The following is a 20,413-nucleotide window of genomic DNA, read 5'->3' on the forward strand; positions in this document are numbered from 1 at the left end:
ATGCCCCACATCACCACCGACACCGATCACCAGACCGTGCTCACCACCTTCGAGGTGACGCCGGGCACCTGTCAGGATCTGATGGATCTGCTGACCGCCGCCTATCGCGACTTCATCTCGCATCAGCCGGGATTCATTGCCGCGGGTCTGCATGTCAACGATGCCCAGACCCGTATTGCCAATTACTCGCAATGGCGGGCGCGTGGGGATTTTCAGGCGATGCTGCGCTCGGACGAAATGCGCGCCCGCAACCGTGAGATCAGCGCGCTATGCAAGGGGTTCGAGCCGGTGATGTATGACGTGGTGGCGACCTTCGGATGACCCAAGACAACGGGCCGACCGAGGAATTGACGCGCGAGGTGGCGGCGCTGCGTCGCGAAGTGCAGCGGCTGAACGCGCATCGCTTCATTCGTGTTCATAATTCATTTCCGCGCATGTTGGCCTTTAGCTTGGCGCGCGGTCTTGCCGCCGGGCTTGGCACGGTGCTTGGGGCGACGGTGCTTTTGTCCGTGATGATCTGGGCTCTCAGTCAGATCGAATTTTTGCCGATCATTGGCGATTGGGCGGCACAAATCGCGGCGCAGGTGCGCGACATGCAGAACTGAACCGGGGCTGATCTGGATCATGGCAGAGCGCGGCCGGCTGACGGATTGTCAGCGTAGTCAACAGAAAGGACAGGCCATGTACGCTCATATTCTGGTTCCCGTGTCATTCGACCAAGACCGCGACTCCAAAGCCGCACTGCGCGCGGCGCAGCTCCTTGCGGGCGAGACGGGCCGCATCAGCCTATTGCATGTCATCGAGCAGGTGCCGAGCTATGCTATCTCCTATTTGCCGCAAGGCTATGTGAACGAGGCGCGCAAGGCAATCGAGGCAGAGTTGGCCGAGATCGCCACCACCCTGCCCAATGCCTCGGCGCATGTGGTGGAGGGGCATTCGGGCCGCACCATTCTTGATTGGGCAGAGGCCCACAATCCCGACTGCATTGTGATTGCCAGCCATCGGCCCGGCATGCAGGACCTCTTGCTTGGCTCGACCGCGGCCAAAGTGGTGCGCCATGCGCCCTGCGCGGTGCATGTGATCCGCTGAGGTGCCTTGATTGGAGGCTTTGGGTTGCACCGTTGCTGGCGCGACCCCACATGCCCCATAAGGCAACAAGAGGAGAGCGCCCATGCAATGCCCGATTGACGGCACGCAACTGGTTCTGGCGGAACGCGCCGGGGTCGAGATCGACTATTGCCCGCAATGCCGGGGTGTCTGGCTGGATCGGGGCGAGTTGGACAAGATCATCGACCGCTCAGCCTCAGCTTCTGGGACTGCGGCACCGGTGCAGGGCGCGCGCGAGCAGCACGGTCACGGAGAACGTCCCCGCAAAAAGCGCGGTGGCTTTCTCGAAGATCTTTTCGATTTCTGATACGACCCTTGAAGGGCCATGATGGCAAGGGTATGCGCGGGAATGCCACAAATCCTGACAGCCCTGATAACGCTTGTGATCGGTGTTACCACTCTGATGCCCTCCACTGGGGGGCATTCCACACTTCTCGGGTTGGACAAGGTGGCGCATTTGCTGGCTTTTGCCGGTCTGGTCATCCCGATGACCCTTGCGCAGCCGCGCCGCTGGCCTCTGATTTTCGCTTTGGCTCTGGCCTATGGGGGCCTGATCGAGATTGTGCAACCGCATGTCGGACGTAGTGCGGAATGGGCGGACCTTGTGGCGGATGGGCTAGGGGCTGCCCTGGGAATCGCCTTGGCCCTGACTTTGCGGCGACGTTTGATCGACGATAGGTAGTAATGTGCATGCTGCACGTGCAAAAAGAGCCCTTTTGGGTCATCTTTTTTCCTCCGGCGCTTCAAAAGTTGATTTTGATCAAGTTTCACCTCCGGGATTGCACCTAGGGTCAAGTCGGGCCCTAGGGTTGTGTCGGTTTTGCAGGTGTCACGAGTGGTTCAGGTTTTTTGTATTTCGTGAGTGGGTCTTGCCCTGACATTGATTTTGAAGAGAGAATGCCATGACAACGACCCGCCGCCGCTTTCTCAGCATGACCGCCGCCGCGCTTGCGGTTCCATCTACCGCCTTGGCCGCGCAGAGTGCCCATTGGCAGGGCCGTGCCATGGGGGCTCCGGCGCGCCTGGCCGTTGCAGGCCTTTCTCCGGATGAGGCGCGTCCTGTATTCGCGGCGCTTGAGGTAGAGTTAGAGCGTCTTGAACAGATTTTCAGCCTCTTTCGCCCCGACAGTTCCTTGAGTTGGCTTAACCGCTCTGGCCGTTTGGTCGCGCCCCCGTCCGAATTGCTCGACGTCCTTGTTTTGTCGGACAGGCTATACCAAGCATCTGGCGGTGTGTTTGATCCCACGGTCTTGCCTTTGCTTGAGGCTGGCACATTTGGACGTGCCCGCGCCAAGGTTTTCGGGTTGATCGGCTGGGATAAGGTCAACATCGACCCGCGCGAGATCTCCTTTGCAAGCGAAGGCATGGCGCTGACGCTCAATGGTGTCGCCCAAGGATATATCAACGATAAGATCGCGGCTCTTTTGCGGGCTCACGGCCTGAACGACGTCATGCTCGATATGGGTGAGTTGCAGGGTATTGGCCAGTGCCCCTTGCGCAGGCCGTGGCAGGCGCGGATCTTTGCCACGGACGGGGCATACGAGGATCACATCACGCTGCGCAACCGGGCAGTATCCACAACACGGCCGTTTGGTGGACTTCGTCCTGGACGTTGTGGTCATGTTGTCGCCGCTTCGGGGCAGAGGCCGTATCACTCGATTGTCACAGTCTCTGCACCCAGTGCGGCGGTTGCGGATGGTCTTTCGACCGCTCTTGCCCTCATACCGCGCAATAAGACCTTAGGGGTTGTGGCACAGTTTGAAGGTGCCCGCATCGAGATGATCCGCTGAGGCGATCGGCTCTACCTTTGACCGTTGGCTGAGTTTTTTCGCCCCTGTGAACCGGTGCACGAGCCCGGATGGACGTTGCGCCTGCGATCTTCCACGGCTACTTTATGCCCGTCTCCTGCGGAACCAAAGGGCTGGTCGTGACAATAAAAGTTCATCCCTTTGGCGATTACGCGCACCGGCAGCCCTTGGCCTATGATCCCATTCGCCGGGCCTGCATGCCAATGGTCACGATCACGGATGCGTTTGATGCGGCTGATATTATCCTGCTTGCACATACCAAAGATCTTGAGCGTCATGCCGAAACGCTATTTTCCCGCCTGGCCGCGCATCAGCGTGTTGTGCTCTTGTCCGAAGAGCCGCTCTGGGATTGTGTCTGGGCAAAAGATCCAATCACCCGCGCGCAGGTCTTTGATACCGAGGCAGGGTCATTGCCCTATGTCTATCTCAATCATGTGACGTCAGATATCTACGATTTCGAGCGGATACCCTATTTCCTTCTGACGGACTATGCCTATCCCACGCGCTATGGCTGCTGGTTCATGGAAAATGCGCGTCTGTCCCAGCAGGATTGGGTGGCGCGGTTTGCCGGGGCGAAGTGGGATCTGGCCTTTGTCGCCGAATACCGGAACGAGCCGCGCTTTGATGCGGCCTATCCCGACGCGGGGATTTACGGTCTGGGGCGTTGGCGGACCCGTCTGGCATTGGCCTGCACCGGCGAGCGGTTGCTGCGGATGGGGTCAGGCTGGAATGAGTTGCCGCGCAGGCAGACCCTGCCGGATTGGCATCTTGAGAAATACCTTGATCTGCGCGGTCGCTGCGTCGTGCTGTCTGCCGTCGAGAACACCTATCACCGCGCGTATATAACGGAGAAAATCTTTGATAGTTTCGCAATTGGGGCCATGCCGCTCTATGTCGCGGGAGCGGATCACCGGATTAACGACCTCTTACCGCCGGGGGCGTTCGTCAACCTCTACGGTCTTACACCAGAGGCGGCCGCAGAACAGATAGCCAGATATACCGCCGACCCACAGGGCTTGTCCGCGTATTGCGAGGCGCAGGCGCGCTTGGCGGCGCTGTTCAACACGCCGTCGCTGCTCTGTGCGGAATACGACCGCTTGGCGCAGGCACTGACGCGCAATCTTGCTGCGCTGATCTGATCAATCGTTATTCTGCCGTTCGAACAGACGCCGCAGGGGGGCCGTAATGCGCCAACTGCGCGAGGTCAAAACGGCGCTGAGATGCGCCTTGAGTTGCGCCAATTCAACCTCGAGTGCTTGGACCCTCTGGGCGCAGGCGGCGGTCTCTGCCTCTTGCTGTCGCCGGTCGGCGTAGGACTGTTCCAGCGCACGTTGCACCTGATGCAACTGCGCAAGAAGAATTTGCTCGCCCGGTGTTGCTTGCGGGTTGAGAACAGTTTCTTTTGCCGTGCTCATGGCCTCTCCTGCCTTTCCCAGCGATCCTATGCCGCTTGAATGGCGACGTCCATTGCCCTCTGGATCAATTGTGCCGCTCCGCTTGCGAATCGCAAAGGACTACCGCAGGGAATGGAACATGGCACACACCGTCACCCTCGATGACTTTACAGGCGTCTGGACGCTTGAGCGAACCATCCAACACGCGGATGGCACAGGGGCCTGTTTCACCGGGCGCGCGGTCTGGCGGCCTGATCCAAACGGTTTGGCCTATCATGAGACCGGCGAGATGGTGTTGGCAGAGGGCGCGCGTTTCTTGGCTGAGCGGCGGTATCTGTGGTCTGCGGATCTATCGGTCTGGTTTGACGATGGGCGCTTTTTTCATAACGTGCCACCCCATGGCGGGACGACCGCGCATTGGTGCGATCCCGATCAGTATGACGGGCAGTACGATTTTGCCGATTGGCCCGCCTTTAGGGTCACATGGCGCGTGCGTGGACCGCGCAAGGATTACCGGATGGAGACACTCTATCGCCGTGCCGACGATTTTGCGGATGCAGCGGCACGGGCGCTTGGCTAAGTTTGCCGTATGGCAGAGATTCTTCAGACACGATTACCCTATGATCCGGCGGGTCGGCATGCCTTGCCGGGTATTTCTCCGCTCTTGATGGCCGACTGGTTGCAGGTTGACGAGGCCTTTGCAGGGCAGATGGCCGAACGTGCCCGGCTCTTGTCCGAGCAGCGCGCCGAGGTGGTGGCGATCACAGAGGGTGCGGGCCCCGCGGCAGCAGAGCTTTTGCAATTTGTGCTGGACTGGTTGCGGGACCACGGCCAAGGCTATGGCATTTCCGCAAATCAGGTACAACGCCCCGATGGTGTGATCGTTCCCATCGACAGGACGGACCCGATGGGAACTCTGGGCCATCTGGTGCAAGAGGATCTTTGCCTCATGGAGCGGCGCGGCGACGAGCATGTGTTGACCGCCGCCGTCCTGTGCTTTCCGGCGAGTTGGCATCTGGCGGACAAGATTGGTCGTCCGCTGACCACCATTCATGTTCCGGTCAAAGCTTATGATGATGCTCTTGCGCGCCGGGTGCAGCGGCTCTTTGACGGGGTGCAGGTGGGGCGGCCGCTCTGGCGGTTCAACGCGCTGCGCTATGCCAGTCCGACGTTGCATCAGCCCCGATCGCGCGTGCAACCGAGTGCGGACGCCGAGTATCCCTATCTGCGCAGCGAACGGCAATGCGTGCTGCGCCTGCCGCAAACGCGGGCCTGCGTGTTTTCGATACATACCTATGTTCTGGCACGTACGACCGCGCAGTAACCCGCAAAGCCGGCTTGTCTGATTGCTCAGGTCAGAAGCGGTTGCGCTTCGCGCAGGGTGGTATAGGCCAAAAGCGCCGCACCAAGCGGTGGCACATGCAAAAAGAGCGTAAGGCCGAAGGTGATAATCGTCAATCGCATCGGCAATGAGGCGTCAGGAATTGCCAACTGTGCGTCCACTGCATCCTCGGGAATGGTATACTTGGGACCCTCAGAGCTCTGGCCTGTGTCCTTTTCACGGCGGGGCCTGGATGGGCGCGCGCGTGGCGTCTGTCGACGGCGCTCCGTGGCGTCATTGGCGCACCCGGACAACAGCTCGAATGTCATGTCGAGAAGCGCACTGCCGATGGGACGGTTTGCTGCCCCATGCAGAACCGCGTCAAAGGGCAGATAGCCGCGCACCCGTTCGACCAAGCGTCGGGTCAGCATTTCATAGGCTTCGGGGTCAAGTGTGATGGTGCGCTTGGTGTTGCGCGGTCCTACGGCCAGCACCAGATAACTTGGCTGATCGCGGTCTTGGCCCGGTAGCCAGCCAAGTGCGATGCGCACCGCGTCCCGGTCGATGAGAGCAATGTCCTCGCCATCCCACGTCAGGCGGCGCAACTGCGGCGCAAGACGCTGAGATGCGATGTCGAATTCCTCGACAATGTCGGGAAAGTCCATTTCCGGAGGGTCAAAGAACTCTAGTGCGGCGATCTGGCCGTAATGCTGTCTGCTCATATCATGCCCTGTTTTTGAGAGGGTTCAGATGAAACCGGACATACTTGGCACGTTACCTGTAGATTAGTGCGGACGATTACCCGTCAGCCCCCGTCGATTTGCGCGCCCATCAGGGCAATCGCCTTTTGATAGACACCGGCGGCGTTCCATTGCTGGATCACAGCGAAATTCGGCTGACCTTCCTGATAACCCTGTCCGGGCTGCCAGCCCTTTTGGCGCAAGAAGTTCGCGGTCGAGGCCAGCGCGTCGGTGAGATTGTAGAAATCCACGCGCCCGTCGCCATTGGCATCAACCCCATATCTGAGGGCATTGCCCGGCAAGAATTGCGTATGTCCCAACTCGCCGTGCTTCGCCCCTTTGGTCTGAGCGGTGATAGCCCCCTGATCCACCAGTTTGAGCGCACCAAGAGCATGAGGTCGAAAGAAGTCAGAGCGGCGGCAATCATAGGTGAGAGTGACGATGGCAGACACCACAGCACTATCCCCCATGAATCCGCCAAATCCTGTCTCCATTCCGTGAATGGCGATGAGCACACCGGCTGGCACGCCATATTGCCGCTCCAATGCGTCGTAAAAGGCGGCATCCCGCGCGCGACGCTTGCGGCCCTGGGCCACGATGGTGGTGGCGCCGCGCACCTGCAAGAATTTCTCGAGACTGTATTTGAAGCTCTTTTGATTGCGATCCGCCGCTATGGTGCCGCTCGCATATTGCGCCCCTGCCAAAGCTTGGAGCCCTCTTTGGCCGACACCTTCGGCGGCGGCCTCCCTGGCAAAGGCGGCCTTCCAGTTGGAGAACCCATCAGCGCTGTTGCCGCAGGTTGCGGCCAGCGCGCTGTTGGCCAAAAGGCCAAAGCCAAGGGCCATGGCAAAGGGCCGAAGGCGACGCATTGTCGACGTGAACATTACAATCTCCCGTGAAATAGCTTTCGGACAGAGTGTAACGCGCCACGCGCGCGCCACAAGTCCACCTCAGCGGGGAATTTTATTGTTCCGGTCATCCCAAAAGGTCCTGCACGGTTTGAAGAGCCTGCGCCGTGGCCCCATGGACCTGCAAGGTCAGGAACAATCCGGTCATCGCCGCCGTCTGAGAGGCAAGTCGCAGGTTCTCGCCGCGCATCAGGTTGATGATGGCTAGGGCAGCGGCAACCGGAAGCGCAAAGAGGCCAAGCGTGATGGTCATTAACCAGACACTGAGGCGCAGGGGCGCCGTGCTCTCGCGGATGTTGTCTGACTGGAACGCGGCGGCATCTGCTGGTTCGAGATTGTCTCGAAAAACCGCACGCAATGCGCCTGTCATACGATCCCCTGGCATTGCGTCGCTCTCTGACACAAAGCGCGCGTGTAGCGCCTGATGTGTCGTATCGATGTCTGGCAAACGACACCGCGCCGCGGTTGCCGTGGGAAGGGGCACGATTTCAGCTTGGGGCGCGGGTGCCTCATGTTCGTCCTGAAAGGTGATAGCCTCCAGAAATTCGGCATGGCTGAGCAGGGCCAGTGGATGAATCCACTGCACATAATCCGGGGCCAGCGTGCTGTGCAACGCGCGCAGAACATGCGCCAATATCGAAAGGGCCAATTGCGTCTGGGGCGATGCCTCTGGGTCGGTGTGTGAAAGGCTTAGTGCAAGAAAGTGTTCAGCAGGCTGATCCAACGCGGTCAGTTTGTATTCCTGATGGATTTCGATCCTTAGAACAAAGTGATCGGAATGCAGGTGGGCCGCACAATCCGAGAGGACGCGCAAGCCCGTCGTTTGCTCGCCCAACCAGTCGAGGACCATGCTGATCCGATTTCCGATCCTGACGATGTCGAAGCTTCTCGTACCGAGAAATACTAGCCCTGCCGTTACCCTGTGAGTGGAGTTGGCCATGGGAGGTTCCATTATCTGCGTTGTGAGTGAACCATCAATGACAACCGAAGGTGGAGCTGATTTGTTTCAAATGAGGATTAATTTGGGCAATTCTTCAAAAATGCTGATATTGATGCCGATCACGCAACGGTGAACTGTCCGTGAAAAAGGGCACCCCAGATGGGGTGCCCTGATTTTGCAACTGCACGTTGAGTGGTCAGCAGCTGTAGTACATGCCGAACTCGACCGGGTGCGGCGTGTGCTCGTATTTGTGGACCTCATCCATCTTAAGGGCAATGTATGCCTCGATCTGGTCCTTGGTGAAGACATCGCCAGCCAGAAGGAAATCGTGGTCTGCCGCCAGGCATTCCAGAGCTTCGCGCAGGCTACCGCAGACAGTCGGAATGTCCTTCAGTTCTTCTGCGGGCAGGTCATAGAGGTTCTTGTCCATGGCTTCGCCGGGGTCGATTTTGGACTTGATCCCATCGAGGCCAGCCATCAGCAGGGCCGAGAACGCCAGATAGGGGTTCGCGCTCGGGTCGGGGAAACGGGCCTCGACGCGCTTGGCTTTCGGGCTTTCGGTCCACGGAATACGCACGCAACCCGAGCGGTTACGGGCCGAATAGGCGCGCAGAACGGGGGCTTCGAAACCGGGGATCAACCGCTTGTAGCTGTTGGTGCCGGGGTTGGTAAAGGCGTTCAGCGTCTTGGCGTGCTTGAGAATGCCACCGATGAAGTAGAGCGCCTCTTGGCTGAGATCGGCATATTTGTCACCGGCGAAGAGCGGCTTGCCGTCTTTCCAGATCGACATGTTCACATGCATGCCCGATCCGTTGTCGCCATAGATCGGCTTGGGCATGAAGGTGGCCGATTTGCCATAGGCATGGGCCACGTTGTGAATGATGTATTTGTATTTCTGAATTTCGTCGGCCTGCTTGGTCAGCGTTCCGAAAATAAGACCGAGTTCGTGCTGGCAGCTTGCGACTTCGTGGTGATGCTTGTCCACCTTCATGCCGATACGCTTCATGGTCGAGAGCATTTCGGCGCGCAGGTCCTGTGCATCGTCCACCGGGTTCACGGGGAAATAACCGCCCTTGAGGCCGGGGCGATGACCGGTGTTGCCCATCTCATATTCGGTGTCGCTGTTCCAGGAGGCGTCAACGGCGTCCACCTGATACGAGACCTTGTTGATCGTGTTCGAGAAGCGCACGTCGTCGAAGATGAAGAATTCTGCCTCGGGGCCGAAATAGGCGACATCGCCGATGCCGGAGGACTTCAGATAGGCCTCGGCCTTTTCTGCCGTGCCGCGCGGATCGCGGTCATAGGATTCGCCGGTGTCGGGCTCGACCACCGAGCAATGGATGCAGAGGGTCTTTTCCGCGTAGAACGGATCGACATAAGCGCTTTCGGTGTCGGGCATCAGTTTCATGTCCGAGGCTTCGATCGACTTCCAGCCGGCAATCGAAGAGCCGTCGAACATGAAGCCTTCCTCGAGGAAATCCTCATCGACCAGGTCGGCGACCACGGTCACATGCTGAAGTTTGCCGCGCACGTCGGTAAAGCGGATGTCGACATAATCAATGTCCTCATCCTTGATCAGCTTGAGAACTGCGTCCTTGCTCATTCTCTTGTCCTTTTCTTGTTAGAGTAGATTTCAGAGTGCGTCCGAACCGGATTCACCAGTGCGGATGCGAATGGCTTGTTCGACGGGGCTGACGAAAATCTTGCCGTCGCCGATCTTGTCGGTTTTGGCCGCGTCGATGATGGCTGCGATGGCTGCGTCCACCTGATCGTCATCGAGAACGACATCGATTTTTACCTTTGGCAGAAAATCGACCACGTATTCGGCACCGCGATACAGCTCGGTATGACCCTTCTGGCGGCCAAACCCCTTGACCTCGATGACAGACAGACCCTGAATGCCAGCTTCCTGAAGCGCCTCCTTCACCTCGTCGAGTTTGAAGGGTTTGATGATCGCTTCGATCTTTTTCATCGGCTCGGCCTCCCGCGGTTACGTTCGGAACGTGCAGACCACTTCTCAGGACAAGGCTCAATCGGTTAAGCTGGATTTTGCAGCGCTTACGAGGGGGTGAACGAATTTATTGCCTAATAATTGTGCAGAATGCGTAAAAGGACAGCGATAAAAAAACGTAAAAGGGCCAGGGATGTTTGAAATTTTGTCAGCCGCCGAAATGCGCGCCCTAGAACAGGCGGCTATCGAGTCGGGTTCAGTTACAGGACTTGAGCTGATGGAGCGTGCAGGTCGGGCCGTGGTCGACGCGGTGTTTACCGAGTGGCCGGATCTGGCCAAGGCGCCGCAAAAGGCAGTTGTCCTCTGTGGTCCCGGCAACAATGGCGGCGATGGCTTTGTCATCGCGCGGCTCTTGCAAGATTGGGGATGGGAGGCGGCAGCTTTTCTCTATGGCGACCCGGCGCTGCTCCCACCGGACGCGCGGATGAACTACGATCGTTGGTGCGCCATGGGGCCTGTGCACGACCTGGCGCAGGCCTCTGTCGAAGGGCCAAAAGTGGCATTGTTGGTCGATGCACTGTTTGGCACCGGACTGCGGCGGCCGCTGCAAGGTGTGACGCTGACGGTCTTGGATCTCTGGGCGGAGCACAGAGTCGCGGTGGACCTGCCCTCTGGACTATGTAGCGACAGTGGGCGCGTGCTGGGTAAGGTGGGGGCCACCGTGCGGGCGGCGCTAACTGTGACGTTTCATGCGCCCAAGCTGGGTCATGTGCTGGCCGATGGGCCTGCGGTCTGTGGGCGGCTTGAGGTTGCGGACATCGGCCTTGCGACAACGGCTGTGGGCGCGGCCAGGCTGGTTGCGTCACCGGATGTGAAGCTTCTCGGTAAAACGGTAGGGGCGCATAAATACGGCCATGGTCACGCGCTGGTCCTGACAGGCGGCGCGGGCACAACCGGCGCGGCGCGGTTGGCTGCGCGCGCGGCGCTCCGAATTGGGGCAGGGGTGGTGACACTGGGCGTGCCACCGGCCGCGCAGCTGGAGGTGGCCTGCCAGATCACTGCCCTGATGCTGCGGCGGGTCAGGGATGGTGCGGATTTGACCTCTGTGCTTGGGGATGCGCGCATCAACGCGCTCTGTCTCGGGCCGGGGATGGGGTTGAGCGCTGACAAAGCGGGCTTGCTCAGGGTGGCTTTGCAGAGTGGTCGGGCACTGGTGTTGGACGCGGACGCGCTGACCATGATTGCGCGCGATGCTGACCTCTTTGCGCTGTTACATCCGGGCTGTGTCCTGACACCCCATGCGGGGGAATTCGCGCGGCTCTTTCCCGATCTTGCGCAAAGGCTAATAGGCGTACCGGAAACGGGGCCTGCTTATTCCAAGGTAAATGCCACGCGTGAAGCGGCCAAGCGGGCAGGCTGCGTCGTGCTCTTCAAAGGTCCGGACACGGTCATTGCGGCACCGGACGGGGATTGCGCCATTCACCCGGCGGCCTATGGGCGTCAGGCTCCCTGGCTGGCCACGGCGGGCGCGGGCGATGTGCTGGCCGGGTTTATCGCGGGGCTATTGGCGCGCGGTTTTGACCCGATGCAGGCCGCCGAGACCGCGGCTTGGCTGCATGTCGAATGCGCGCGCCTGTTTGGCCCCGGTCTGATTGCCGAAGACCTGCCCGAGATGCTGCCCAAAGTGCTGCGCGCCTTACCAGATTAGGCGGCGCGGGCGTCAAGCCGCATGTCGGCGTTGCTGGCCAATTCCAACCCGTCGACGTAGAGGATATGGGGCGTTGCGAAATCGAGACTGAAGATGGTCATTTCCTGCGCCGCCTCGAGTGTCACAAATTCGCCATCCACAAGCCGCGTTGCGGGAACCAGCGCCTGCGCATCGCCAAACAGCGCGTTTGCCCGCCAGTCGCGCACCAAGAGGAGTTGTCCGGCGGGCAGGGTCACATCGCGTTCAGGTCGCGTGTGTCCGAGGGTGCCTGCCATGATCCGCACCGCCGCCGAGCGCACCCGGTGGCGGGTGATACCGCGCAAAACCGCTGTGCCGCTGTCGCGGGTAATCACACGATCCCCCACTCTAAGATCAGTGACGCGTCGCTCGCCGTCGAGGGTGAGAATGATGCTATCGGCCAAGAGGCCGCATGTGTCCACAGGGGGAAAGATGGCCAATCCACCATCTGACCGCCCGACCGTTTTCGGTTTCATGGCGTGTCTCGCTTGTTTTCTGCCTCGAATTAGAACCAGAATATGGCAATATTGGGTTAATGTCCTGCCTTTTTTTCGCCATGATCCTGTCGGCCAGTGCTGAATTTTCCCCTCGCATCCGGCGAGGCGCTTTGCTAGATACCGCGCCAGCAGCCTGAAAGGGCGCGCTACGGATGCGGGTGTGGCGAAATTGGTAGACGCACCAGATTTAGGTTCTGGCGCCGCAAGGCGTGGGGGTTCAAGTCCCTCCACCCGCACCAACAGACTGGCGTAAGAACGCCGGATTCCCCTTGCACGTTGGCGGGGGCCTCAATAGAACACGCGTGATTTTGACCGCCGCGGACGCCTCCGCGGCCCGATGCATATGAGAGGACGAAAATGCAGGTCACCGAGACCCTGAACGAAGGGCTGAAGCGCGGCTACAAGATGATCTTGTCGGCCAAGGATCTGGACGAGAAGGTAAACGCCAAGCTCAAGGAGGCCCAGCCGGATATCGAGATCAAAGGGTTCCGCAAGGGCAAGGTGCCGCTTCCGCTCTTGAAAAAGCAGTTTGGCCAGCGCGTGCTGGGCGAAGCCATGCAAGAGAGCGTCGATGACGCGATGAAGGCGCATTTCGAGGCCAAGGGCGAACGCCCGGCGTTCGAGCCTGACGTCAAGATGGCCAATCAGGAATGGAAAGAGGGCGACGATGTCGAAATTGTGCTGAGCTACGAAGCTCTGCCTGCGATTCCCGATGTTGACCTCAAGTCGATCAAGCTGGAGCGTCTGGTCGCCAAGGCCGACGATGCGGCGGTTGACGAAGCGCTGAAGAACCTTGCCGAGAATGCGCAGGATTTCAAGGATCGCAAGAAGGGTTCCAAGTCCAAGGATGGCGATCAGGTTGTGATCGACTTTGTTGGCAAGGTCGATGGCGAAGCCTTTGACGGCGGCAGCGCCGAGGATTATCCGCTGATTCTGGGCTCAGGCAGCTTTATCCCCGGTTTTGAAGAGCAGCTTGTCGGCGTCAAGGTCGAAGAGGTCAAAGCCGTGACCGTGACCTTCCCCGAGCAATATCAGGCTGCGCATCTTGCCGGCAAAGAAGCCGTGTTCGATTGCACCGTAAAGGCCGTCAAAGAGCCGGTGGCCGCCGAAGTCGACGATGAGTTGGCGCAAAAATATGGGGCCGAGGATCTGGCCGCGCTCAAGACGCAAATCGCTGAGCGTCTGGAAATGGAATATGCCGGGGCCGCACGTGCGATCCTCAAGCGTCATGTTCTGGATCAACTGGATGAGAAGGTCAGCTTTGACCTGCCGCCGACCATGGTCGAAACCGAGGCCAAGCAGATCGCGCATCAGCTTTGGCACGAGGAAAACCCGGACGTTCAAGGCCATGATCATCCCGAGATCGACGTGACCGAAGAGCACACCAAGCTTGCCGAGCGCCGCGTGCGCCTTGGTCTCTTGCTGGCGGAATTGGGTCAGAAGGCGGATGTGGAGGTTACGGATGCTGAAATGACGCAAGCGGTGATGAACCAGGCGCGCCAGTATCCGGGGCATGAGCGGGAGTTCTTTGAATTCGTGCAGAAGAACCCGCAAATGCGTCAGCAATTGCGCGCACCCATCTTCGAGGACAAGGTCATTGATTATGTGGTCGAGCTGGCAGATGTGACTGAAAAAGAGCTGTCCAAGGAAGAATTGGAAAAAGCGATCGAGGCGATGAACGACGAGTGATCGTCAGGCAACCTGCCGAAAAAATGAAGGGCCGCCCCGGGGAGAAGTGGGGCGGCCCTTTTCGTTCGAGCGCATGTGACATGGGCGACAGTGCCGGTCGCCGGTCAGGATTGCGCGCCCCTGGGGGTCAGGCGCGCTGATCCATGCGCGAACGAATCTTGTCCTCGAGTGCCGCCTTGAGGCGCAGAGCGGCAACGCGCTCTTTTTCCGAGGTGGCTGAGGTAATTTGCTCGTCGCAATATTGCTCGAGCGGCGTTTTGGGAGTGACAGTGCGAGCAATCGCCGGAAGGGCAAGAGCCGCCTCATCGCTGATAAAAACGTCGCCCTCAACTCCGCCAAAGGCGCGGATGCGATTAATCCGCTCTTCCGTGCAATCCAGAAGGGCAGCGAGCGCGGGCACCTTGCCCATATCGGCTGTCTTGCCGACATAGTCATAGGGTGCATTGCCCGAGCGTTTCAGAACCCGGTCCATCACCGGATCAATTACGGTTACGATATCTGATACACCGGCGCGCTTTGCTGCCTCGAGCGAGGCGATCATCAACTCGCAGGTTGCGTATGAGACCGAATTGCGGTCCCGTCCCCGTCCAAGACGGCGCGTGTCCACGCAAAAGCGGGTGGATTCCCACAAGGTCGCGCTGCGCAAGGGCGGCTCGCCATCGAGAATATCGGCAAAGACATCGGCCAACATATGCGGACCGGTGGTCTGAAGTGCGCGCACGCAAGACACTACATTCCCCTCATCGTCGAGCCCTACGGCATAAGCCGGGTTCAGATCATCGAACAGGTCCCGCTCGCGTCCATCTTTTACTTCAACCTGCCACCCGAGTCGGTCCCCAAAGACCCGTGCGCGCAGTTTGAACATCTCGTCCAGCACATGGCCGAACCTGTCTTTGTTAATGGCATCAATTACCAAAATCATTGTGTCGTCTCCCCAAAAGTGGCGTATCCCGTGTGAGTGGTGCTTTTCGCAATCCAGAGGTTAGTAAAATTGGGGGATTATACTATTGGGGAAATCCCGTATCGCCGCACACGACTGCTCACCAACCCGTGACAACCTCTTTGGAAATACGTAAAATTTCGGATATCCGATCAAAAGCCCGCGCAGGTCAGCGCGGGTAGATCAAACCGAGATTGATCGCGCGGCCAATCGCCTGTGGCGTTGTCAGCGCATTGAGTTTCTGACGCGCAGACCGCAGGTGCACTTCGACGGTGCGATGCGAAATGGACAGGATATCGCCGATGTCCTGTTGGGATTTCCCGGCGGCCGTCCATTGCAGGATTTCAATCTCGCGGGTCGAGAGAGAGGGGGTATTGAGCATCCTTGTCAGAGGATCAGCCTGAATCACCATGTCATGCATATACACTGCTGCCGACTGGAGATCACCAATGATCCCCGAGATGAGCAGGTGCCACTCGCGTTCAGAGCAATCACGATTGATGCTGAGACCGCCGACATCACCGTAGGGGCCGTGAATGGGAATCGTCAGCCCCCGATCCGAGATCCCAAAGTCACGGGCAGCCCGAAAGATGGTTTGAAATTCGGCCCCCCGCTCCAGTCTGTTCCAGTCCACCGGAGCGATGCTGTGACGGGCCTTGAGCAGGGTCGGGTCGATCTCGTAGTACTTGTTCTGGAGATAGTGAGATGTCCAGTCCGCACCATAGGTCATATGACCATGTGTGGCCCCGCTGATCGGGTTCATGCCGGCATAGGCAACGTGATCAAGCTCGAACCTATTGCGCAAATCGTCAAGAAACTGCCGGAACGGATCCAACTGAGCCATTTACCGCGTCCCCCTGTTATGGGTGGGCGGGCTGGTTGGTAGGGCCACCAAGAGAAAGGACATGCGCGTCAGATACCCTGCGCCTCCGCTCTTAGGTTGGATCGCAAGACAGCCGATTCCAAGACCATTGCACCGCTGGTGGCGGTGTAGGGTCAAATTCCGGATAAGCGGGGTTTCCATGTTGAGCAGGCCCAGGTGATATGGCGACAGGGGAACTGGTTGGTCCCACAATTTACGTCAGAAGCGAGCGCGACGGTGGGGTTACAGCACGAGAACCGCAAGGACAGAAACCACTAGGAGGACAGAAAACTCGAATTTAAAGCCAAGCGTAACATTGCAAGACGCGTCTTGTCGACCGCGATGTCACAAAACAGTGCCGCGCAGGGGACTGCGCGGCACGTTTTTCAGAACAATTGCCGATATCAGGCGTTATTGTCGCGACGAACCGAATAGTCATCCTCGTCGCCTGCGGCGCCGCCGATGTCGTCAAACAGTTCCGCGATCTCAAAATCAGCGGCCTGATCGGCCTCGGCGGCAGCATCTTGGATGCTCTTGCCAGAGGCTTGCAGGGCCGCTTCTTCGACCGAGCGTGCAACGTTCAACTGGATCGTTGCCACGACCTCGGGGTGCAGCGTCACGAGGACGTCATGCAGACCAAGATCCTTGATCGGACGGGTCAGGGCAACCTGCTTGCGCTCGACGGTAAAGCCATTCTCGGTCGCGGCTTCTGCCGCGTCACGGGTGCTGACCGAGCCGTAGAGCGCGCCGCTGTCAGACGCCTGACGAATGACGATGAACTGCTGACCGTTCAGCTTGTCCGCCATCGCTTCGGCTTCCTTGCGGGTCTCAAGGTTCTGAGCCTCAAGCTGGGCCTTGCGGGCGGCGAAATCGGAAATGTTCTTTTCCGACGCCGACAGCGCCTTGCCCTGCGGCAGCAGGTAGTTGCGGGCAAAGCCGGGCTTGACGTCGACGACATCGCCCATCTGGCCAAGCTTGGCAACGCGTTCAAGAAGGATCACTTGCATCTGAGGTCTCCTTATTTCACGGCATAGGGCAGAAGGGCGAGGAAACGGGCACGCTTGATGGCGCGCGCGAGTTCACGCTGCTTCTTGGCCGAAACGGCGGTGATGCGCGACGGCACGATCTTGCCACGCTCGGAAATGTAGCGCTGCAGCAGGCGCGTGTCCTTGTAGTCGATCTTGGGCGCGCTATCGCCCGAGAACGGACAGACCTTGCGGCGACGGAAAAACGGTTTTGTAGCCATGGTTTATGCTCCTTGTCTCAGGGGATGGATCAGCGACGTTCGCGGCGTTCGCCACGGTCGGCGCGGTCGCCACGCTCGGGGCGGTCACCACGCTCGGGACGGTCGCCACGGTCGCCACGCTCGTCACGCTTCTGCATCTGGACAGAGGGGCCTTCTTCATGCGCATCGACCTTGACGGTCAGCACGCGCATGACGTCGTCATGCAGGCGCATCAGACGCTCCATCTCTTGCACGGCGCTCGAGGGCGCATCGCTCTTGAGAAAGGCATAGTGGCCTTTGCGGTTCTTGTTGATCTTGTAGGCCATCGTCTTGACGCCCCAATACTCGTGCTCGACGAGTGTGCCACCGTTCTCGGTCAGCACGGCACCAAAATGTTCGATCAGCCCTTCAGCTTGCGCGCTGGACAGGTCCTGACGCGCGATCATCACATGCTCATAAAGCGGCATGTTCACTCCATTTCTATCAAGGCGCATTTCATAGGACGGGCTTTGGATCTTTCGCGCCCCATCCACGAGAGACTGCGCGGTTCATAACGATTGCGAAAGATTGGGCGCGTATACATGGCCCTGCGGGTCGGCGCAAGGCGCTTTGATCCAGCCCGCAGAATGCCGCCGACTTGCCGCAATGCGGACGAATTTGGCGGGCAGGTTGGTCGTGTTCGAGGTGAAAAGGAGTATGACCATGGTTGCCCTGCCGGATTTTGAGCGCGAGTTCACGCATGCACCGTTCGATTACCACGAGACCACCGGCCATGCTTTGCCAGAGGCCCCGGCACCTGATCTTGGTCGCGCCACGCAGACCTTGTGCGGCAGTGCGCTGATCTTTTCGGCTTTTGGCCTCTGGCTGGTGTCGGCTGGCGCGCAGGACTCCGCGATGATGATGATCAAGCTGCTGTTCTTCGTGACGCTGCTCTTTGCGGGTCTGATGTGCCTGAGCCGCGCGCGTTCGGCGCACACCGGGCCTGAAATTCAGGTCGATGTGATGAACCGACGTCTGCATGTGATTGCCCCTGTTGCGGGTGGGCGGGTGGCGCGCGTCGCAGTGCATGACCTCGACACGCTGTCGGAACTCTCGATGCGGGACCGGGTGCTGACGGCGCGGGATGCTGCTGGTCGTCAGATTGTCGCGATGAAGATCGAAGATCGCGCCACGGCCAAGGCCCTGCGCCGTGCCTTGGGCTTTCCTGCCTGAGCCGGGCAGGTATCACGCGCTACTGCGGCAGGTGTTCGCCAATCCACAGAGGTTGTTTGAAACTACGGGATTGTGATTTGGGCCCGGAGCGCCAAATGTGATCATGTACGTCACATTTCACTCTCTGGAGGTTTCCGATGAAGAATATCCTGCTCGCCACGGCGCTTGCGCTCACCGCGACCGGCGCTGTTGCTGCCCCTGAAAAATACGAGCTGGACCCCAGCCACAGCCAAGTTGTGTTTTCCTACAATCACTTGGGCTTTTCCACCACCCATGGCATGTTTTCTGGCTTTGCTGGTGAGATCATGTTCGATGCCGAAGATCCGGCCGCGTCTTCGGTCAACGTGTCGATGCCGGTGATGTCGATGTTCACCGGCTGGGAAAAGCGCGAAGAGCATTTCATGTCTGAGGATTTCTTTGGCGCGACCGAAGGCGATATGGTCACCTTTACCTCAACCGGGATCGAGGTCACGGGCGACACCACCGCCAAGATCACCGGCGATCTGACCATGAACGGCGTGACCAAGTCGGTCGTGCTGGATGCTCGCCTCAATCAAAAGGCGGATGCGCACCCGATGAACAACAAGCCGTGGCTTGGGTTTGACGCCACCACAACGCTGTTGCGCTCGGATTTTGGCGTGGACAAATTCACCCCCTTCGTCAGCGACGAGGTCGAGGTGCAGATTTCGATCGAAGCCGGCAAAGCCGAGTAAACTGGTCTCAAAGAACATCAGGGCCGTCCGCCGATTGCGGGCGGCCCTTTTCATAAGGGGTCAGGTCAGGTGCCGTAAGCGCGTTTGCGGCCCATCACATCCTCTGCTGCCATAACCAGCGCATCGGCGATCAGATCGAGATCGGTACGGGTCAGGTGCGCGGGCAGGCGGGTATCGCAGGCGCGCATCAACATGGCGCGGGTTTTCGGCAGCACCGGGGCCGCACCCGGCAAAAACTGCCAGTTCCAAAACGCGCGGGCATTGTCGGTGCTCAGGCCGAACACCTGCACCTTGACGCCGCGCGCCGCCGCGGCCTGGGCGAAGGCGCGTGTTTCTTCTTCGGTCATTCCCACCAGATTGAACTGGATCGAATCCGGCGCGCGTTCTTCGGAAAGCAGTTTCTCGGGCACCTGCATCCAAGGCGAGGTGTTGAGCCGCGTTGCGACATAATCGTGATTGGCCCGCCCGTCGCGCACGCGCCGCGCCACCTCTGCCAATTGCGGACGGATAATGGCCGCCGACAGATTGTTGAGCCGCAGATTATAGAGCGGAAGCTGGTTCTGAGCGCGCGCGAACGCTGCTTCAAGCTCTTCATCGGGTGCGCTCAGGTGTTTGGCCCAGTTGTGTTCATAGGCGCCGGACATGATGACCGCGCGGGCGATGAGATCGGCGTCATCACTGACCATGATCCCGCCTTCACCGGCATTGACCAGCTTGTAGGATTGAAAGCTGAAACAGCCGATCTTGCCGATGGTGCCGATGTTGCGCCCGCCCCAGGTCGTGCCGAGCGAATGCGCCGCATCCTCGATCACCGGGATGCCGCGTGCGTCGCAGAGGTCCATGATGGCATCCATATCAGATGTGTGGCCGCGCATATGGCTGATGATCACGGCCTGCACCGTATCCAGTCGAGATGTGAAATCCGCGATGTCTATCCGGTAATTTTCGCCCACCTCGCACAGCACGGGCAGACAATCGGCATGCAGCACCGAAGAGGGCACGGCGGCAAAGGTGAAGCCGGGGATCAACACCCGCGCATCGCGCGGCAGGCCCAGTGCCTTGAGCGACAGGAACAAGGCCGCAGAACAGGATGACACAGCCAGCGCATATTTCGTGCCCAGCAATGCGGCAAACTCCCGTTCCAACAGCGTCACCGGGGCGTTCTCCGGGGCCGTGTAGCGGAAGAGATCGCCCGATTGCAGCATCCGGTCGATCTCCGCACGGGCGGCCTCGGGGATGGGTTCCGCGTCATAGACATTGGGAGCAAGGACCATGTTTTCGGATTTCCTGAAGTTAGATTTCGGTTTTCCGGAACATATAGGAGTGAATTGTGACAGTTTGTCAAAGGAAACCCAGCTGATACCGGGGCAAAGGGCAGAA

26 protein-coding genes and 1 tRNA gene are annotated in these 20,413 nt (G+C 59.3%); 14 read left to right on the forward strand and 13 right to left on the reverse strand.

Annotation, left to right across the window (positions count from 1 at the left end; translation table 11 throughout):
- The 7 genes from ROSMUC_RS03365 to ROSMUC_RS03395 all read left to right on the forward strand — a co-directional run bounded on the left by ROSMUC_RS03365 (nt 1) and on the right by ROSMUC_RS03395 (nt 4,054).
- The gene (locus ROSMUC_RS03365; protein ID WP_037269507.1) at nt 1-321 is read left to right on the forward strand and encodes an antibiotic biosynthesis monooxygenase family protein; all 321 of its coding nucleotides are present in this window, start codon (nt 1-3) and stop codon (nt 319-321) included.
- Nucleotides 318-605, forward strand: coding sequence for a DUF5665 domain-containing protein (locus tag ROSMUC_RS03370; RefSeq protein ID WP_037269511.1), 288 nt, complete (start codon nt 318-320; stop codon nt 603-605). The genes ROSMUC_RS03365 and ROSMUC_RS03370 overlap by 4 nt, the downstream gene beginning before the upstream one ends.
- A gap of 76 nt (nt 606-681) precedes the next feature.
- Nucleotides 682-1,089 carry a universal stress protein gene (locus tag ROSMUC_RS03375; protein WP_037269513.1) on the forward strand — a complete coding sequence of 136 codons (408 nt, stop codon included), beginning with the start codon at nt 682-684 and terminating at the stop codon, nt 1,087-1,089.
- An 82-nt stretch (nt 1,090-1,171) separates the two neighbouring features.
- Nucleotides 1,172-1,414, forward strand: coding sequence for a TFIIB-type zinc ribbon-containing protein (locus ROSMUC_RS03380; RefSeq protein WP_037269517.1), 243 nt, complete (start codon nt 1,172-1,174; stop codon nt 1,412-1,414).
- A gap of 42 nt (nt 1,415-1,456) precedes the next feature.
- Complete coding sequence (locus ROSMUC_RS03385; RefSeq protein WP_037269521.1) at nt 1,457-1,789, forward strand: VanZ family protein; 333 nt, start codon at nt 1,457-1,459, stop codon at nt 1,787-1,789.
- Nucleotides 1,790-2,009: 220 nt separating this feature from the next.
- Nucleotides 2,010-2,897, forward strand: coding sequence for an FAD:protein FMN transferase (locus ROSMUC_RS03390; protein ID WP_037269523.1), 888 nt, complete (start codon nt 2,010-2,012; stop codon nt 2,895-2,897).
- Nucleotides 2,898-3,034: 137 nt separating this feature from the next.
- Nucleotides 3,035-4,054 carry a glycosyltransferase family 10 domain-containing protein gene (locus ROSMUC_RS03395; RefSeq protein WP_037269904.1) on the forward strand — a complete coding sequence of 340 codons (1,020 nt, stop codon included), beginning with the start codon at nt 3,035-3,037 and terminating at the stop codon, nt 4,052-4,054.
- Here the strand turns inward: ROSMUC_RS03395 and ROSMUC_RS03400 are convergent, their stop codons facing one another.
- Nucleotides 4,055-4,330 carry a hypothetical protein gene (locus ROSMUC_RS03400; protein WP_037269526.1) on the reverse strand — a complete coding sequence of 92 codons (276 nt, stop codon included), beginning with the start codon at nt 4,328-4,330 and terminating at the stop codon, nt 4,055-4,057. It lies immediately after the preceding gene.
- A 118-nt stretch (nt 4,331-4,448) separates the two neighbouring features.
- On the opposite strand from ROSMUC_RS03400, the gene ROSMUC_RS03405 reads away from it, so the two are divergent.
- Together ROSMUC_RS03405 and ROSMUC_RS03410 are read left to right on the forward strand one after the other, a co-directional pair.
- On the forward strand, nt 4,449-4,889 hold the full coding sequence (locus tag ROSMUC_RS03405) for a DUF6314 family protein (RefSeq protein ID WP_037269529.1): 441 nt from the start codon (nt 4,449-4,451) through the stop codon (nt 4,887-4,889).
- 9 nt (nt 4,890-4,898) lie between these two features.
- On the forward strand, nt 4,899-5,633 hold the full coding sequence (locus ROSMUC_RS03410) for a heme-dependent oxidative N-demethylase family protein (protein ID WP_037269532.1): 735 nt from the start codon (nt 4,899-4,901) through the stop codon (nt 5,631-5,633).
- 26 nt (nt 5,634-5,659) lie between these two features.
- On the opposite strand, the gene ROSMUC_RS03415 is transcribed toward ROSMUC_RS03410, so the two are convergent.
- The 5 genes from ROSMUC_RS03415 to ROSMUC_RS03435 form a co-directional block, all read right to left on the reverse strand.
- Nucleotides 5,660-6,352: a hypothetical protein gene (locus ROSMUC_RS03415; protein ID WP_037269535.1), complete on the reverse strand. Its 693-nt coding sequence runs from the start codon at nt 6,350-6,352 to the stop codon at nt 5,660-5,662.
- An 83-nt stretch (nt 6,353-6,435) separates the two neighbouring features.
- Complete coding sequence (locus ROSMUC_RS03420) at nt 6,436-7,254, reverse strand: lytic murein transglycosylase (RefSeq protein ID WP_425442757.1); 819 nt, start codon at nt 7,252-7,254, stop codon at nt 6,436-6,438.
- A 91-nt stretch (nt 7,255-7,345) separates the two neighbouring features.
- On the reverse strand, nt 7,346-8,218 hold the full coding sequence (locus ROSMUC_RS03425; protein WP_245875102.1) for a hypothetical protein: 873 nt from the start codon (nt 8,216-8,218) through the stop codon (nt 7,346-7,348).
- A gap of 196 nt (nt 8,219-8,414) precedes the next feature.
- Complete coding sequence (gene glnA / locus ROSMUC_RS03430; protein ID WP_037269546.1) at nt 8,415-9,821, reverse strand: type I glutamate--ammonia ligase; 1,407 nt, start codon at nt 9,819-9,821, stop codon at nt 8,415-8,417.
- A 30-nt stretch (nt 9,822-9,851) separates the two neighbouring features.
- Nucleotides 9,852-10,190, reverse strand: coding sequence for a P-II family nitrogen regulator (locus tag ROSMUC_RS03435; protein WP_008282302.1), 339 nt, complete (start codon nt 10,188-10,190; stop codon nt 9,852-9,854).
- A gap of 172 nt (nt 10,191-10,362) precedes the next feature.
- Between ROSMUC_RS03435 and ROSMUC_RS03440 the strand changes: the two genes are divergently transcribed.
- Nucleotides 10,363-11,877 (forward strand): bifunctional ADP-dependent NAD(P)H-hydrate dehydratase/NAD(P)H-hydrate epimerase, encoded by a 1,515-nt coding sequence (locus ROSMUC_RS03440; protein ID WP_037269550.1) that lies wholly within the window; start codon nt 10,363-10,365, stop codon nt 11,875-11,877.
- On the opposite strand, the gene ROSMUC_RS03445 is transcribed toward ROSMUC_RS03440, so the two are convergent.
- Nucleotides 11,874-12,371, reverse strand: coding sequence for a Hint domain-containing protein (locus ROSMUC_RS03445; protein WP_037269553.1), 498 nt, complete (start codon nt 12,369-12,371; stop codon nt 11,874-11,876). The two genes, ROSMUC_RS03440 and ROSMUC_RS03445, sit on opposite strands and share 4 nt — an antisense overlap.
- A 175-nt stretch (nt 12,372-12,546) precedes the next feature.
- Here ROSMUC_RS03445 and ROSMUC_RS03450 point away from each other — a divergent pair.
- Both ROSMUC_RS03450 and tig read left to right on the forward strand, forming a co-directional pair.
- Nucleotides 12,547-12,631: transfer RNA gene (locus ROSMUC_RS03450), tRNA-Leu, on the forward strand.
- A 118-nt stretch (nt 12,632-12,749) separates the two neighbouring features.
- The gene (tig, locus tag ROSMUC_RS03455) at nt 12,750-14,081 is read left to right on the forward strand and encodes a trigger factor (RefSeq protein WP_037269556.1); all 1,332 of its coding nucleotides are present in this window, start codon (nt 12,750-12,752) and stop codon (nt 14,079-14,081) included.
- A gap of 127 nt (nt 14,082-14,208) precedes the next feature.
- On the opposite strand, the gene ROSMUC_RS03460 is transcribed toward tig, so the two are convergent.
- The 5 genes from ROSMUC_RS03460 to rpsF all read right to left on the reverse strand — a co-directional run bounded on the left by ROSMUC_RS03460 (nt 14,209) and on the right by rpsF (nt 17,575).
- Nucleotides 14,209-15,003 carry an acyl-homoserine-lactone synthase gene (locus tag ROSMUC_RS03460; RefSeq protein WP_037269559.1) on the reverse strand — a complete coding sequence of 265 codons (795 nt, stop codon included), beginning with the start codon at nt 15,001-15,003 and terminating at the stop codon, nt 14,209-14,211.
- Nucleotides 15,004-15,190: 187 nt separating this feature from the next.
- Complete coding sequence (locus ROSMUC_RS03465; RefSeq protein WP_037269562.1) at nt 15,191-15,865, reverse strand: LuxR family transcriptional regulator; 675 nt, start codon at nt 15,863-15,865, stop codon at nt 15,191-15,193.
- A gap of 422 nt (nt 15,866-16,287) precedes the next feature.
- Entirely contained in the window at nt 16,288-16,890 is a 603-nt protein-coding gene (rplI, locus tag ROSMUC_RS03470) for a 50S ribosomal protein L9 (protein WP_037269565.1), read from the reverse strand.
- 11 nt (nt 16,891-16,901) lie between these two features.
- The gene (rpsR, locus tag ROSMUC_RS03475) at nt 16,902-17,129 is read right to left on the reverse strand and encodes a 30S ribosomal protein S18 (protein WP_008282293.1); all 228 of its coding nucleotides are present in this window, start codon (nt 17,127-17,129) and stop codon (nt 16,902-16,904) included.
- Nucleotides 17,130-17,158: 29 nt separating this feature from the next.
- Nucleotides 17,159-17,575 (reverse strand): 30S ribosomal protein S6, encoded by a 417-nt coding sequence (gene rpsF / locus ROSMUC_RS03480; RefSeq protein WP_037269567.1) that lies wholly within the window; start codon nt 17,573-17,575, stop codon nt 17,159-17,161.
- Between the two features lie 235 nt (nt 17,576-17,810).
- On the opposite strand from rpsF, the gene ROSMUC_RS03485 reads away from it, so the two are divergent.
- On the forward strand, nt 17,811-18,320 hold the full coding sequence (locus tag ROSMUC_RS03485) for a hypothetical protein (protein ID WP_245875103.1): 510 nt from the start codon (nt 17,811-17,813) through the stop codon (nt 18,318-18,320).
- Between the two features lie 137 nt (nt 18,321-18,457).
- Nucleotides 18,458-19,033 (forward strand): YceI family protein, encoded by a 576-nt coding sequence (locus ROSMUC_RS03490; RefSeq protein WP_037269570.1) that lies wholly within the window; start codon nt 18,458-18,460, stop codon nt 19,031-19,033.
- Nucleotides 19,034-19,098: 65 nt separating this feature from the next.
- Here the strand turns inward: ROSMUC_RS03490 and ROSMUC_RS03495 are convergent, their stop codons facing one another.
- On the reverse strand, nt 19,099-20,307 hold the full coding sequence (locus tag ROSMUC_RS03495; RefSeq protein ID WP_037269571.1) for a DegT/DnrJ/EryC1/StrS family aminotransferase: 1,209 nt from the start codon (nt 20,305-20,307) through the stop codon (nt 19,099-19,101).
- Nucleotides 20,308-20,413 lie beyond the last annotated feature (106 nt).

It is taken from the genome of Roseovarius mucosus DSM 17069 (genome assembly GCF_000768555.3).
In the GTDB taxonomy this organism is placed as follows: Bacteria; Pseudomonadota; Alphaproteobacteria; order Rhodobacterales; family Rhodobacteraceae; genus Roseovarius; species Roseovarius mucosus.